The sequence below is a fragment of the Pectobacterium carotovorum genome (assembly GCA_016415585.1).
In the GTDB taxonomy this organism is placed as follows: Bacteria; Pseudomonadota; Gammaproteobacteria; order Enterobacterales; family Enterobacteriaceae; genus Pectobacterium; species Pectobacterium carotovorum_K.
Genome location: CP066552.1, coordinates 4,223,563 through 4,238,920 on the forward strand (window position 1 = coordinate 4,223,563; position 15,358 = coordinate 4,238,920).

Genomic DNA, 15,358 nt, shown 5'->3' on the forward strand with positions numbered 1-15,358 from the left:
ACTAGCGTTCCTCTTCAGGTAAAGGGGAGGATAGCCATTCACCGTAAGCTCTGGCTTGACTCGACAACACATCGGGCTGTAAACGACGCGCCCAGTAAACAATCATGGGGTGCATCCAATGCATACGGCACATTGCTGCCGTTAGCTCAAACGGGCGTAGCAAATCTTCCATCGGGTAGCGATTGTTCCCGTTGGGATGGTAAGCATCTTCCGGCTCACCGGTCGTAATCACCGAACGCCAGTATTTCCCCGCCAGCGCATTACCGCCGATCCCATTGGCAAAACCGCGGGATAACACCCTGTCGAGCCACTCTTTCAACAAAGCCGGACAGCTGTAGGTATAAAACGGATGTTGGAAAACAATGACCTGATGCTCACGCAGCAGCTGTTGTTCGTGATGAATATCGATAAAAAAATCAGGATAGTGTGCGTAAAGATCGTGCACGGTTACATTCGCCAACTGCTGAGCCGGTTGCAATAAGACCCGGTTTGCTACCGAGTCCTGTGGTTCCGGATGGGCATACAGCAGCAAAATCTTCGGTGGCTGCGACATCATTCCCCTCCAAAGCGTCGTCATGATAATCGTTTTCCGTTACCATGCAGCGCAACGACTAAAAACAGGACACCGCGTGTCCTGAGATGTCCACAATTTAACATACTCTGAACATACGGCGCTTTATGATTGTTTTCTCTTCGCTGCAAATTCGACGTGGTGTACGCGTTCTGATCGACAACGCGACAGCAACAGTTAATCCCGGCCAGAAAGTCGGCCTGGTTGGCAAGAACGGCTGTGGTAAATCTACGCTGCTGTCATTACTGAAAGGTGAAATCAGCGCCGACGGTGGCAGCGCAACATTCCCGCAAAACTGGTCACTGGCGTGGGTTAATCAGGAAACCCCCGCGTTGGATAAACCCGCGCTGGACTACGTGATTGACGGCGACCGCGAGTTTCGCCAACTGGAAGCCGCGTTGCAGACCGCCAACGAAGAGAACGATGGTAACGCAATTGCCACGCTGCACGGCAAGCTGGATGCCATCCAAGCCTGGACGATTCAGGCCAGAGCATCAAGCCTGCTCAATGGGCTAGGATTTTCTCAGTCACAGTTACAACAGCCCGTCAGCGCCTTTTCCGGCGGCTGGCGGATGCGTTTGAATCTGGCACAGGCGCTGATCTGTCGTTCAGATCTGCTGTTGCTGGATGAACCGACCAACCACCTCGATCTGGATGCGGTTATCTGGCTGGAAAAGTGGCTGAAAAACTACGCCGGTACGCTGGTACTGATCTCGCACGACCGCGATTTCCTCGATCCGGTCGTGACCAAGATTCTGCACATCGAACAGCAGTCGCTCAACGAGTACACCGGTAACTATTCTTCGTTTGAACGCCAGCGCGCTACTCGCCTCGCACAGCAGCAATCGCTCTATGAGCACCAGCAGGAGCGTGTCGCGCACCTGCAACACTACATTGACCGCTTCCGCGCGCAGGCGACCAAAGCCAAGCAGGCGCAAAGCCGAATAAAAATGCTGGAACGCATGGAGATGATTGCGCCAGCACATGTTGATAACCCTTTCCGCTTCAGTTTTCGCGCCCCAGAATCGTTGCCCAATCCACTTATGAAGATGGAAAAGGTCAGCGCAGGCTATAACGACAAGCTGATTCTGGAATCGATCAAACTTAATTTAGTGCCGGGTTCCCGCATTGGGCTCCTCGGCCATAACGGCGCGGGTAAGTCCACGCTGATCAAGCTGCTTGCTGGCACACTTGCCCCACTGAAAGGGGAAATTGGGCTGGCGAAAGGCGTGAAGCTCGGTTATTTCGCTCAGCATCAGTTAGAGTTTCTGCGTGCGGACGAATCGCCCTTGCAGCATCTGGTACGTCTGGCAGAGCGGGAAACGGAACAGCAACTGCGCGACTACCTTGGCGGCTTCGGTTTTCAAGGCGACAAAGTCACGGAGATCACCGAGCGCTTCTCCGGCGGCGAAAAAGCCCGTCTGGTGCTGGCACTGATCGTCTGGCAGCGTCCGAATCTCCTGCTGCTCGACGAACCCACCAACCACCTCGATCTGGATATGCGTCAGGCACTGACCGAAGCGTTAATCGATTTTGAAGGCGCGCTGGTTGTCGTCTCGCACGATCGACACCTGATCCGTTCTACTACGGACGATCTCTATCTGGTACACGACCAGAAAGTGGAACCATTTGACGGCGATTTGGAAGACTACCAGCAGTGGCTGGTCGGCCTGCAACGTCAGGAAAATATGGCCGATGAAACGCCAAAAGAGAATACCGCCAACAGTGCGCAGGGCAGAAAAGATCAGAAACGCCGCGAAGCCGAGTTGAGAACGCAAACGCAGCCGCTGCGCAAACAGATAACCAAGCTTGAGCAGCAGATGGAAAAGTTGGGGGAAACGCTGGCGGCGCTGGAAACCCGACTGGCGGACAGCGCCATCTATGACATCAGCCGCAAAGCCGAGCTCACCGACTGCCTGCAACAACAAACCAAAGTCAAAATCGAGCTGGAAGAAACGGAAATGTCCTGGCTGGACGCGCAGGAACAGCTAGAGCAGATGATGCAGAGCGACTCGCTTTAAGATTTGTGTCCTGAAAGGCATAGCGAGCGGAAAACCGCTCGCTATACTCGTGAACGAAGCATTAATGCCAAATCAACAGCACGCAGGCGGCGGTCAGCAGTCCCATTGATACATTAAAGATAATCCACGCTTTCTTACTACGCAGCAGTCGCCCAATCATCGTGCCAAACCCGAGCCAGATGACGCCGGACACCAGATTGACCAGCACAATCCCGATGCTTATCGCGATCACGGACTGGTTATAGCCTTCCCCCGCCAGACTAAAGCTGGCAACCGCGCCAAGCGCCATGAGCCACGCTTTTGGGTTCAGGAATTGCAGCAACCACCCTTGATAAAACCGGATCGGCTGCGGCGGCGCAGCGGATGTTTCCAGCCGTTCATAAGCCGCCGTGGCGATTTTCCACGCCAGCCAGAACAGATAAGCGCTACCGAGGACTTTCAGGATAAAGTGCAGCGAAGGATAAATCAGAATCAACCCACCGACACCGAATGCCACCAGCAGCAAAATGCTCTGCATGCCCAGCATGATGCCGACCATCAGCCACAGCGAACGCATAAAGCCAAAATTCGCGCCCGAGGTGGTCAACAGCATATTATTTGGCCCCGGCGTGATGGCCGCTACCCACAAAAACCCCAACATCGAAAGAAATAAACTCAGTTCCATGATTTGTGGGCGCTCCTGACCCAAATGTCGTACCAACTGGCAGCATTGAAGCTAACAGTGTGATATTGATCGTACAAGAGCCGACAACAAGATTTTCATATCCTTTATGCATGACCATTTCCGTCCGCTAAGCGGCGCTCGTAACCCACATCTGCAAACGCTATTGCCGCGCCTGATTCGCCGTCACGCGAAGTTCTTGCCAATCTGGCAAGCGCTCGAATTACCCGACGGCGATTTCGTCGATCTGGCGTGGAGCGAAGCGCCTGAACAGGCGCGGCACAAACCGCGAGTGGTACTGTTTCACGGGCTGGAAGGCAGCTTTCACAGCCCTTACGCTCACGGCCTGCTGCACGCCTGTAAACAGCGCGGCTGGCTGGCCGTCATCATGCATTTCCGCGGATGCAGCGGTAAGCCCAATCGGATGAAGCGTATCTATCATTCCGGCGAAACCGGTGATGCGAGCTATTTTCTGCACTGGATGCAGGAGACACTGGGCAATGCGCCTACCGCCGCTATTGGCATTTCTCTCGGCGGTAACATGCTGGCCTACCTGCTCGCTCAGCAGGGCGCAGCCTGTACCCTATCTGCCGCCGTTATCGTTTCCGCCCCTTTGATGCTCGAACCCTGTAGCCGTCGAATGGAGCAAGGCTTCTCCCGCGTCTATCAGCACTACCTGCTGCGACTGTTGAAACAAAACGCCGGGCGCAAGCTAGCAGCTTATCCAGACACGCTGCCGATTCAGTTGCCACAGTTGAAGCAAATCCGCCAACTGCGAGAGTTTGATGACGTCATTACTTCACGTATCCACGGCTTCCGCGATGCGGCCGACTATTATCGACGCTGTAGCGCCCTGCCGCTGTTACCTCAGATACGCAAACCGCTGCTCATCATCCATGCGAAGGACGATCCCTTCATGACGCCTGAGGTGATTCCCGATCTGTCGCAGTTACCGTCTAATATTGAGTATCAGCTGACGGAACATGGTGGTCATGTCGGCTTCGTCGGTGGAACGTTGCTGAAACCGGAAATGTGGCTGGAACAGCGCATTCCCAATTGGCTTAGCCCATTTTTGGACCATGCCACCGATTCTTTTTCTTCAGGAACCTCTTATTCAGGAACTTTTCATTCAGGAGGAATAGCGTGATTATTCCCTGGCAACAGCTCGATCCAGAAACGTTGGATAACATCATTGAATCTTTCGTCCTGCGGGAAGGCACCGATTACGGCGAACAGGAACGATCGCTGGCGCAGAAAGTGGAAGATATCCGCAGCCAGCTCCAATCTGGCGAGGTGGTGTTGGTGTGGTCTGAGTTACATGAAACCCTCAATATCATGCCCCGCAACCAGCTCAATGCCGGAGGACATGCCCCTTATTGAGCATGGCGAAAGTCGTGAAAGAACGCTCCAAACATGCTAACAATGATAACTAATTACGTCTTTTTTGAGGATACGCGCAGGCCTTCGGTCTATGCTAACCTCGCGATCACGGAGTCACGCGCCTTATGTCACATCAGCATCCGATTATTGCGGTTACCGGCTCCAGCGGAGCAGGAACCACAACAACCAGTCTGGCCTTCCGTAAGATTTTCCAGCAGTTTGATCTGCGTGCAGCCCAGTTGGAAGGCGATAGCTTTCACCGCTATACCCGCCCGGAAATGGATATGGCGATTCGTAAAGCGCGTGATTCAGGACGCCACATCAGCTATTTCGGCCCAGAAGCGAATGATTTCAGCCTGCTGGAACAGTCGTTTATCGAATATGGCCTGCACGGGCGCGGCCAGACGCGCAAATATCTGCATACCTACGATGAAGCGATTCCCTATAATCAGGTTCCTGGGACGTTCACACCGTGGGAACCGATGCCGGAACCCACCGACATTCTGTTCTATGAAGGGCTGCACGGCGGCGTGGTCACCGAGCAAAACGACGTAGCGCAGCATGTCGATTTGCTCGTCGGCGTGGTGCCAATCGTCAACCTGGAATGGATCCAAAAGCTGATTCGTGACGTCAATGAGCGCGGCCACTCGCGTGAAGCGGTGATGGATTCCGTCGTCCGCTCTATGGAAGACTACATCACCTACATCACGCCACAGTTCTCTCGCACACACATCAACTTCCAGCGCGTGCCTACCGTGGACACCTCCAACCCGTTCGCCGCCAAGTCGATTCCCTCACTGGACGAAAGCTTCGTCGTGATTCACTTTCAGGGATTGGATAATATTGATTATCCCTATCTGCTCGCCATGTTGCAGGGTTCATTTATCTCCCATATCAACACGCTGGTCGTTCCCGGCGGGAAGATGGGGTTGGCGATGGAATTAATCATGGCCCCGCTGGTGCAGCGGTTAATCGAAGGGAAAACGATCGAATAAGCATCGAGATACACGGGGCGACCACAGGGGTGAGGCCTCCCTACGGGAACCTCCCCCTGTGTTTCCCCTAATAACGGGCTTAAGTGACCAGAATTAGTACCCAGTGAAAGAGAGATTAAGCCAGCACCCTAACTTCGTGGCTGTGCGTCACCTCAACGGCTTTGCCCAGCATCAATGCCACAGAACAGTACTTTTCCGCCGACAGGGCGACAGCTCGCTCAACAACTTTGTCAGTCAGTCCTTTTCCCGTCACGATAAAATGCAGATTGATGTGGGTAAATAAACGCGGCGCGTCAGACCGACGCTCTGACGTTAATTTCACCTCACAATCAGCCACATCGTTGCGACCTTTTTGCAGAATCGACACCACGTCAATCGCGCTGCATCCTCCTACAGACATCAATACCATTTCCATCGGACTGGGCGCTTTATCGCCAGAATTGCCGTCCATCAATATCTGATGCCCTGATGCGGATTCGCCCAAAAACGTTAAGCCTTCAACCCATTTTACCCGAGCCTGCATGATGCCTCTCCACTAAAAATTTTTTGAAAATTTATATCGTTACTGTACAAAAACCAGCGTTAATCAGCGCTTTGTCATGCTGAAGCGAGACAACACAAGACACATCCTTAAAGCTGTGTTAAAACAAAAATAGAATAGACCTTTTCTGGACAAACCCAGAAACGAAGAAGATGATTACGTGACCAGACATACCCAGCCACGTTTACGATGCGGCAAGGCAGCAACCGGAAAATCAAGGGTACAGTGGTTCCAGTATATTCCCTGACGTCATTCTGCCTAGACTGAATTTTATTTTTTAGCAGTTAAACACGCCGTACAGGGAACTCTGACCCCTGTAATTTGCGCAGTGAATTACAACAGAGGATGATAGCGAATGGTTCTCGGCAAACCGCAAACAGACCCAACTCTCGAATGGTTCCTTTCCCATTGTCATATTCACAAATATCCATCGAAGAGCACGCTGATTCACCAAGGTGAAAAAGCAGAAACGCTTTACTACATCGTGAAAGGCTCTGTCGCAGTGCTAATCAAAGATGAAGAAGGTAAGGAAATGATTCTCTCCTACCTCAATCAGGGCGATTTTATCGGCGAGCTCGGCTTGTTTGAAGAAGGTCAGGAACGCAGCGCTTGGGTACGGGCCAAAACCGCCTGTGAAGTGGCTGAAATTTCCTATAAAAAATTCCGCCAGCTCATCCAGGTTAACCCGGATATTCTCATGCGTCTGTCTGCGCAAATGGCAAGCAGACTTCAGGTTACCTCTGAGAAAGTCGGCAACCTCGCCTTCCTTGATGTGACCGGCCGTATTGCCCAAACCCTACTAAACCTGGCCAAACAACCTGATGCCATGACGCATCCAGATGGCATGCAAATTAAAATTACCCGTCAGGAAATTGGGCAAATCGTTGGCTGCTCGCGTGAAACCGTGGGCCGCATTCTGAAAATGTTAGAAGACCAGAACCTGATCTCTGCACACGGTAAAACGATTGTCGTTTACGGCACTCGCTAAACCCCTGTCGCTGTACCCTACCAATAAAAAAGCGTGAAGCCTCGGCCTCACGCTTTTTTTATGGCGAGCTTCCTGCTCGCCACCCTTGGGGCCGTTGCTGACGCAACGTTGAAAAACGTTCCCTACGTTTTTTTATGGCTGATCTTTTGAGAGCATAATCAGTTTGCTGCGTTAACGACCTGCGCGACAGCTTTGGCGAACTTCGCCATCCCCTGCGCAATATCGTCTTCATCAATGATCAAAGACGGTACAAAGCGGATAACGTTAGGCCCAGCCATCAGCACCATAAGCCCCTGAGCCGTTGCGGCAGCCAGGAACTCGCCCGCGCGACCGTGCCATTGCGGTTTCAGTTCTGCACCCAGCAGCAGCCCCATACCGCGAACCTGTTCGAATACGCCGTACTGCTGATTGATTTTCTCAAGCTCACTGACAAAGCGATCGTGACGATCCGCCACGCCCGACAACACGTCCGGCGTGTTAATTATATCCAGCGCGGCTTCCGCCACCGCACAGGCCAACGGGTTGCCGCCATAGGTCGTGCCGTGTACCCCAACCGTCATGGCTGATGCGATCTCTTCCGTCGTCAGCATCGCGCTAATCGGGAACCCGCCGCCCAATGCTTTAGCCGTTGTGAGAATATCCGGCGTAATACCGTAGTGCATGTAGCTGAATAATTTACCGGTACGCCCCATCCCGCTCTGCACTTCATCAAATACCAGCAGTGCTTTGTGTTGATCGCACAGATCGCGCACGCCTTGTAAAAACTCAGGCGTCGCAGGCGTAATCCCGCCCTCGCCTTGAATCGGCTCCAGCACGACCGCACAGGTGTGATCGTCCATCACCGCTTTTACCGCAGCCAGATCGTTGAAAGGAACATGCACAATATCCGCAGGCTTAGGCCCGAAACCATCAGCATATTTAGGCTGTCCGCCAACCGAGACGGTAAACAGCGTCCGGCCATGGAACGCATTGTAGAAGGCGATGATCTTGGTTTTATACGGACTATGGCGTTTAACCGCATAGTGACGCGCCAGCTTAAAGGCGGCTTCGTTAGCCTCAGCACCGGAGTTAACAAAGAACACGCGATCGGCAAAAGTGGCATCAATCAATTTGCTGGCGAGGCGTAGCGCAGGCTCATTAGTGAAAATATTGCTGGTGTGCCACAGCTTTTCACCCTGCTGCTGCAACGCGTTCACCAATGCAGGATGGCAGTGGCCCAGCGCCGTGACCGCAATACCGCCGGAGAAATCGATATACTCGCGGCCTTCCTGATCCCAGACGCGGCTCCCTTTACCTTTCACAGGTACAAACTTCGCGGGTGCATAAACCGGCAAAATCACTTTATCGTGAGTATCCCGTGTCACTGCTTTCTGCTCTGCTGCCATTTGCTGCCTCACTCTGCTGTCCATCATATCGGAATGAAAATATAGTCAATAAATATGCATAAAAAATCAATTTCAGGCAATATTAAATCGGCTACTGAGGAGAATAACTTTTTATATGGCTAAATTTTAAGGAAATTATCCAAAAGCTGATGCCCTTGCTGGCTAAGAATGCTCTCTGGGTGAAACTGCACCCCTTCCAGCGGCAATGTGCGATGGCGGATCCCCATAATCTCATCACGCTTTCCTTCATGTTCGCTCCAGGCCGTGACCTCAAAGCAATCGGGTAGCGAGGTAGAATCAATAATGAGCGAATGATAACGGGTGACCGTCAAAGGCTGAGCCAGCCCCGTGAAAACCCCCGTATCGCTATGCGCAATCGCAGAGGTTTTCCCATGCATGACCTGCCGTGCTCGCACCACACGCGCGCCGAACGCCTGCCCCATCGCCTGATGGCCAAGACACACGCCCAGAATAGGCAGTTTATCGGCAAAGTGACGGATAGCAGCCAGTGAAATGCCCGCCTCATCCGGCGTACAAGGGCCAGGTGAAATGACCAATCGCTCAGGCGCAAGCCGTTCAATCTCGCGCAGCGTCAGTTCATCATTACGCTTCACCACGACCTGTGCGCCAAGCTCACAAAAGTATTGGTAAAGGTTGTAGGTAAAGGAGTCGTAGTTATCGATAATTAGCAGCATATTGACTTAATATATTGATAGATATTGGTTATTTTAATTCATCCTACTTTTGATACCCGCAATAATACCTGAAAATTATGTCGATGCGTTTTTCATAAGCGGGTGTAACACAGGCTATTGTACCTGTATACGTGATTAGCATGATGACAAGAGATTAATGCTGTCTAAATCTAGGGGGCAGATGATAGGAGGCAGAGATTCCGAAGGAAATTTGAAAACATCGCGGAATCTCTGGTTTGATTCGATATTTATTAGAGCGACAAGCAAGATCGTTAAACGTCATCCAGGATAAAGGTTATCGGTACCCGATAAAAACCATCAACATATTCAGGCCTTAGCTCAGCAACTGAGGTATCTGGCTTTGCCCCATATAGCTCGATTGCTTTATCTGTCAGGGTAGTCGTTGTTACCGCTTCTTTCGCACTCGATTGGAATACACCGATCGATGATAAATAATCCAAGGGGAAATTAAACCGATAGACGCCAAATTTATTTCCCTCTCTAATGATAACATCCATAGGATTCATCACCTTCTTACCTTTTAAGGACAATTTAGGAATGTAGGTAATGAACTCAACAGGTGCTTCATCTCTAATTTCAGCCCACGTTACATTGCAGCTCTCAGCCGCAGAAGCAAGCTTTCCTTTGGATTTGAAAGCATCCGAAAGGCATAAACCCACTTTGCTTCCGGTTAAAGGTTCCATCGTAGACTTACGGATAACGTTAATAATAACTTTTACAGCACTCTGTTGTATTGATTTAACAGAATTACATTGCCCGTTTTTAAATATAAATTTATCCAACCGTTCATTAATATCATCCTTGTTATTAATTAATGCTGCATTTATTATTATAAATTTTTCATTGGGTTCACTATTGGCACGATATGTCAGACCGCACAGACTAAGTGCTACACTAGATAAGATAAAATTCCTTCTGCTAATCATTAGTCAATCCTCCTACCCAACCAAATCAGCCTCAGCGTGAGACATTATTGTCATATCTGATAAAGGATATGTTACACAAGACAATATAAACGTTCCTTTCTGAGTTCCATTGAGGAAAGATTGGTCACTATCATCATAACTTCCAAAAATCACCCTACATGCACATGATGAGCACGCCCCAGCCCGGCAACTATAAGGAAGATCAACCCCAGCCTCTTCAGCAGCATCAAGTATATATTGATCATCTGGACACATTATTTCTTGGGTACCACTGCACCCCAAAATCTTTATCTTATATGAAGCCATGACTTATATCATCCTTTTAAAATAATTAATAAAAATTAGCCACATTAATTAATAATTAACAAAATAAAAACAATATTAAATTACCAATTTTATATCTTATTTATATAAAAATTAGAAGTCACACGACGGAATCTGTCCTTTACATTGTGCAACGCAACTATGAAAATTTGTACTTCCATAATCACCAGGTATATTTAATAGGTATGAACATTCGGCGATACATCTATCAACTTCGGATAGCGAATATTTCTCATTAATGAAAACCTTATTCACTTTTCTATTTTTAACAATGCAAGAATTGTTTCTTTCTATAAAATTTATCTTTCCTTTTAAAAAATCGATAGGAAGTGGTTTGCTATCCGAGCTAATTGCGTTACCAGAAAACAACAATAAAATTAATGCCATCGGAGGGGATACGTTCAACAAAACTCAATCCTTTAAAAGTATGTTAATTAATATTTTTAACTCTTGGATTTATACTTCCACAGCCAAGAAAACTTAGGGAAATCATAATTTTTATGAAAAAAATCAACCATTTTACAAATAACCTACAGATTGACATCCTTATTCACATAAACCGTGAAGCCATCTGGTTTTAAATCTGGATGATCAATTGAAATATCATTTATAACCTTACCCGTTAACGTATAAATTAAGTGCCCAGCAATATGCCGACACTTTTCATATTCATCCTGAGGCAAAGAGCTTTTCAGCACGACTAATTCTGCTTTGATTTGCTCGATAAGAACAATTGATTTTTCAATTAAATTTTCTGCGATATTTTTATCTGAGATGAACATCTTACGATCCTAGTGGCGTGTCGAAAATGGCTTTCATGCATTCTAATAACGCTACCCCTCACACATTTAACAGTCAAGAAAAACATACCTTGTCAACAAAAAATATGTGGCGAAAAATATTTATGCAGTTCAACGTCTGCGGCCCATCGATGGCTTCTCTATTTTTTAGTTTTTTCTTAGCGCCTCACAGCAGTGAGCGACAATATTCAGCGGTACAACTTCTCTGCAGACAGAGGAAAATCGGGGCTATGTGTTTACGCGATGTCAGAACATAAAATTAGCAAGATAATAATTATATATGTAATTAATAATTTATTTCCGCAACCACCACCTTTATTAATAGGTATTATTTATTAGATTCAATATAAAAAACGATTACTTTGAAATTATTTTTAACAAAAAAAATAATAAACAAAAACCGCCTATGAATTAACTCAGTTTTTAAAAAGGCAGGAAAGCTAAGAAAATTAGCTTTAAAGTAATATTTTTGATGGCGATCACAGTTGCTCAATAAGCGAATAAATCACGCATATCAAATGGATGAAAAATAAAGAATCCAGATTGAAAGAACAAAGATAAAAAAACATAACACCATGAATTAAAATGATTTAAATAGAAATTGGTTTCTATTTAAAATAGATAGACACAAATCCTCTCAACTGTCCTCTGTTATTTAATTAATATATTTAACGCCCCATCTTGTATTGTTTATTTTTTCTGTTAACACTTAGCTTGGCTTTATAGACAAACCTTAATTTCATTTTTGTTGAAATGGCCTTTTTAAATTACACAGGGTGTGTAGTGATAAATACCCAAAAAAATTCTATGTCAAGGAGAGTACATAATGAAATACCTACTGCCTTCTGCAGCAGCTGGGCTGTTGCTGCTCGCTGCCCAACCGACAATGGCGGCAAATACGGGGGGTTATGCCACCACTGACGGCGGCGACGTTTCTGGTGCTGTGAAAAAAACTGCGCGTTCTCTGCAAGAGATCGTCGATATCATTGAGGCTGCGAAAAAGGACTCAAGCGGTAAAGCGGTAAAAGGTGGGGCCTACCCACTCGTGATTACCTATAACGGTAATGAAGATGCGCTAATCAAAGCCGCCGAAGCTAACATCTGCGGCCAGTGGAGCAAAGATCCACGCGGTGTGGAAATCAAAGAGTTCACCAAAGGGATCACTATCCTCGGAACCAACGGTTCTTCCGCTAACTTCGGTATCTGGATGGTTAACTCTTCCAACGTTATCGTACGTAACATGCGCTTCGGCTATATGCCGGGCGGCGCAAAAGACGGCGATGCCATCCGTATTGATAACACACCGAACGTTTGGATCGATCACAACGAGATCTTCGCCAAAAACTTCGAATGTGCTGGGACGCCAGACAACGACACCACTTTTGAATCCGCGGTTGATATCAAGAAAGCCTCAACCAACGTCACCGTGTCGTACAACTATATCCATGGCGTGAAAAAGGTAGGGTTGAGCGGTTCAAGCAACACGGATACAGGGCGTAACCTGACTTACCATCACAATATTTACAGCGATGTTAACTCACGTCTGCCGCTGCAACGTGGTGGCCAAGTCCATGCTTATAACAACCTGTATGACGGCATCAAAAGTTCAGGCTTTAACGTCCGTCAGAAAGGGATCGCACTGATCGAAAGTAACTGGTTCGAAAATGCGCTCAACCCAGTGACCGCACGTAATGACGATTCCAACTTCGGTACTTGGGAACTCCGTAACAACAACATTACCAGCCCATCTGATTTTGCTAAATACAACATCACCTGGGGTAAACCATCCACACCGCACATCAATGCGGATGACTGGAAGAGCACCGGTAAATTCCCAGCCGTCCCATATAGCTACTCTCCAGTTTCTGCACAGTGCGTGAAGGATAAACTGGCAAGCTACGCAGGCGTAGGTAAAAACCTGGCAGTACTGACAGCAGCCAACTGTAAATAAACGCGTTAAGCCCGACGCATTCATTCTGCGCCGGGTGCTTCCTGAGCGAGTGCTTCGGCCTCGCTCATTTTTAAGGGACCAGCGCAAGGTTGTCAGCGTGACCTTCATGAAAACAGACGTCATGCTAATGATCATTTAGCCAATAAACCGCGATGAATGATGAAGTCTATTTTCCGCTTATCACATAAAGAAACGCCATATAGCGACTCATAATAATTATTTTTTAACAAACTAAAATTCACTATAAAATTGATTCATCACGTAAACAATATTGAATAGGCCTGTGATAGTATATTTTGACTTAAGATGACTTCCTTACCCTAGCAACAGCGATTGCCACAAGAGAAAATAACCATTTAAAACCCAACCAATAAAGAAACCCGAGTGCATTTATCATCCGCTAAAAAACTAACCTTATGATTTAAGGTTATTTTAAAAGAAAACTGTTTCCTATAAAATCATAATTATCCAATCATCAATATTACAAAATGTTTCAACTGCAATACATTTAACATTTCACCCTTGAACTGATCTTATTTTTTGACCACACTCCCCTTGGTTTTTCACAAAAATTGAAATTCATTTTTGTTGAAAAATTTGTATCTGTTACATCGGGCATAGGGATCGATAAATGCCCATGAAAATTCTATTCCAAGGAGACTGTGATAATGAAATACCTATTGCCTACGGCAGCCGCCGGATTGCTATTACTCGCGGCTCAACCCACAATGGCCGCCAATACGGGCGGCTATGCCACTACGGATGGTGGGGACGTGTCCGGTGCCGTGAAAAAAACGGCACGTTCTATGAAAGAAATTGTGGATATTATTGAAGCCGCGCAAGTGGATTCAAAAGGCAAGAAAGTCAAAGGCGGTGCTTACCCGCTCATCATCACCTATAGCGGTAACGAAGATTCATTAATCAAAGCGGCTGAAAAGAATATCTGCGGCCAGTGGAGTAAGGACGCACGCGGCGTACAAATCAAAGAGTTCACCAAAGGCATTACTATCCAAGGCACCAATGGCTCATCTGCCAACTTCGGTGTTTGGATCGTGAATTCTTCTAACGTCGTGGTACGTAACATGCGCTTTGGCTATATGCCGGGCGGCGCGCAAGACGGCGATGCCATTCGTATCGATAACTCACCGAACGTCTGGATCGACCACAACGAGATCTTTGCCAAGAATTTTGAGTGTAAAGGTACGCCAGACAATGACACCACCTTTGAATCAGCGATTGATATCAAGAAAGGGTCAACTAACGTCACCGTATCCTACAACTATATTCATGGCATCAAGAAAGTTGGCCTGAGCGGTGCAAGCAATACAGATACGGGTCGTAACCTGACTTACCATCACAATATCTATCGCGATGTTAACTCACGTCTGCCGCTGCAGCGTGGTGGTCTGGTTCACGCGTACAACAACCTGTATGACGGCATCACCGGTTCAGGCTTTAACGTGCGTCAGAAAGGGATCGCGCTGATTGAAAGCAACTGGTTCGAAAATGCGCTCAACCCAGTGACAGCACGTAACGACAGTTCCAACTTCGGTACTTGGGAACTCCGTAACAACAACATTACCAGCCCATCTGATTTTGCTAAATACAAAATCACCTGGGGCAAACCCTCCTCTCCTCACATCAATGCAGATGACTGGAAGAGTACTGGTAAGTTCCCTTCCATCTCCTATAAGTACACCCCAGTTTCTGCGCAGTGCGTGAAGGATAAACTGGCAAACTATGCTGGTGTAGGCAAAAACCTGGCAGTACTGACAGCGGCTAACTGCAAATAAACGTGGTCAGGCTTTCTCTGTCGAATCAAGACCGGAAGCAATAAGCCTGAATGTTTCGCGGCCATGACTCTTCGCGCTAAGACATGGTTCTATCCGAGCGAGCTCTAAGAGCTCGCTCGTTTTTTATGGAATCTACGCATGAGAGTGGATAGGCATTCCTAAAAAGTATGCATACATTAAATACCAAGCTAATTATTTTTATGGTAAATTAATGGCTTGATTTATTAATGAAGAAACCATCCTTTAATTAAGGATTAATCGATAAAAATAACAGCATTCAATCAACACATGATTAATTAATAATTT

At 47.6% G+C, this 15,358-nt stretch carries 15 protein-coding genes; 7 read left to right on the forward strand and 8 right to left on the reverse strand.

Annotated features, from left to right (window positions below; translation table 11 throughout):
• Position 1 precedes the first annotated feature (1 nt).
• A complete protein-coding gene (kefG, locus tag JFY74_18870; GenBank protein ID QQG30584.1) occupies positions 2-553 on the reverse strand; it encodes a glutathione-regulated potassium-efflux system ancillary protein KefG in 552 nt (183 codons plus the stop codon).
• A gap of 125 nt (positions 554-678) precedes the next feature.
• Here kefG and JFY74_18875 point away from each other — a divergent pair, with 125 nt between their 5' ends.
• Positions 679-2,592 carry an ABC transporter ATP-binding protein gene (locus JFY74_18875; GenBank protein ID QQG28092.1) on the forward strand — a complete coding sequence of 638 codons (1,914 nt, stop codon included), beginning with the start codon at positions 679-681 and terminating at the stop codon, positions 2,590-2,592.
• A gap of 61 nt (positions 2,593-2,653) precedes the next feature.
• Here JFY74_18875 and JFY74_18880 read toward each other — a convergent pair whose 3' ends face one another.
• Positions 2,654-3,256 carry a LysE family translocator gene (locus JFY74_18880; GenBank protein QQG28093.1) on the reverse strand — a complete coding sequence of 201 codons (603 nt, stop codon included), beginning with the start codon at positions 3,254-3,256 and terminating at the stop codon, positions 2,654-2,656.
• A gap of 106 nt (positions 3,257-3,362) precedes the next feature.
• Between JFY74_18880 and JFY74_18885 the strand changes: the two genes are divergently transcribed.
• The 3 genes from JFY74_18885 to JFY74_18895 all read left to right on the forward strand — a co-directional run bounded on the left by JFY74_18885 (position 3,363) and on the right by JFY74_18895 (position 5,628).
• Positions 3,363-4,400: a hydrolase gene (locus JFY74_18885; protein QQG28094.1), complete on the forward strand. Its 1,038-nt coding sequence runs from the start codon at positions 3,363-3,365 to the stop codon at positions 4,398-4,400.
• Positions 4,397-4,633: a YheU family protein gene (locus JFY74_18890; protein QQG28095.1), complete on the forward strand. Its 237-nt coding sequence runs from the start codon at positions 4,397-4,399 to the stop codon at positions 4,631-4,633. The genes JFY74_18885 and JFY74_18890 overlap by 4 nt, the downstream gene beginning before the upstream one ends.
• 125 nt (positions 4,634-4,758) lie before the next feature.
• A complete protein-coding gene (locus JFY74_18895; GenBank protein QQG28096.1) occupies positions 4,759-5,628 on the forward strand; it encodes a phosphoribulokinase in 870 nt (289 codons plus the stop codon).
• Between the two features lie 115 nt (positions 5,629-5,743).
• Here the strand turns inward: JFY74_18895 and JFY74_18900 are convergent, their stop codons facing one another.
• The gene (locus JFY74_18900) at positions 5,744-6,151 is read right to left on the reverse strand and encodes an OsmC family protein (GenBank protein QQG28097.1); all 408 of its coding nucleotides are present in this window, start codon (positions 6,149-6,151) and stop codon (positions 5,744-5,746) included.
• A 373-nt stretch (positions 6,152-6,524) separates the two neighbouring features.
• Here JFY74_18900 and crp point away from each other — a divergent pair, with 373 nt between their 5' ends.
• Complete coding sequence (gene crp, locus JFY74_18905; protein QQG28098.1) at positions 6,525-7,157, forward strand: cAMP-activated global transcriptional regulator CRP; 633 nt, start codon at positions 6,525-6,527, stop codon at positions 7,155-7,157.
• 158 nt (positions 7,158-7,315) lie between these two features.
• Here the strand turns inward: crp and JFY74_18910 are convergent, their stop codons facing one another.
• The 5 genes from JFY74_18910 to JFY74_18930 form a co-directional block, all read right to left on the reverse strand.
• Complete coding sequence (locus tag JFY74_18910; GenBank protein QQG28099.1) at positions 7,316-8,542, reverse strand: aspartate aminotransferase family protein; 1,227 nt, start codon at positions 8,540-8,542, stop codon at positions 7,316-7,318.
• Positions 8,543-8,661: 119 nt separating this feature from the next.
• Complete coding sequence (locus tag JFY74_18915; GenBank protein ID QQG28100.1) at positions 8,662-9,237, reverse strand: aminodeoxychorismate synthase component II; 576 nt, start codon at positions 9,235-9,237, stop codon at positions 8,662-8,664.
• 272 nt (positions 9,238-9,509) lie between these two features.
• Entirely contained in the window at positions 9,510-10,184 is a 675-nt protein-coding gene (locus tag JFY74_18920) for a hypothetical protein (GenBank protein QQG28101.1), read from the reverse strand.
• 12 nt (positions 10,185-10,196) lie between these two features.
• Positions 10,197-10,490: a 2Fe-2S iron-sulfur cluster binding domain-containing protein gene (locus JFY74_18925; protein ID QQG28102.1), complete on the reverse strand. Its 294-nt coding sequence runs from the start codon at positions 10,488-10,490 to the stop codon at positions 10,197-10,199.
• A gap of 548 nt (positions 10,491-11,038) precedes the next feature.
• On the reverse strand, positions 11,039-11,290 hold the full coding sequence (locus tag JFY74_18930; GenBank protein QQG28103.1) for a hypothetical protein: 252 nt from the start codon (positions 11,288-11,290) through the stop codon (positions 11,039-11,041).
• An 844-nt stretch (positions 11,291-12,134) separates the two neighbouring features.
• Here JFY74_18930 and JFY74_18935 point away from each other — a divergent pair.
• The gene (locus tag JFY74_18935) at positions 12,135-13,259 is read left to right on the forward strand and encodes a polysaccharide lyase (protein QQG28104.1); all 1,125 of its coding nucleotides are present in this window, start codon (positions 12,135-12,137) and stop codon (positions 13,257-13,259) included.
• Between the two features lie 668 nt (positions 13,260-13,927).
• Positions 13,928-15,052, forward strand: a complete 1,125-nt coding sequence (locus JFY74_18940) for a polysaccharide lyase (GenBank protein QQG28105.1) — start codon at positions 13,928-13,930, stop codon at positions 15,050-15,052.
• Positions 15,053-15,358 lie beyond the last annotated feature (306 nt).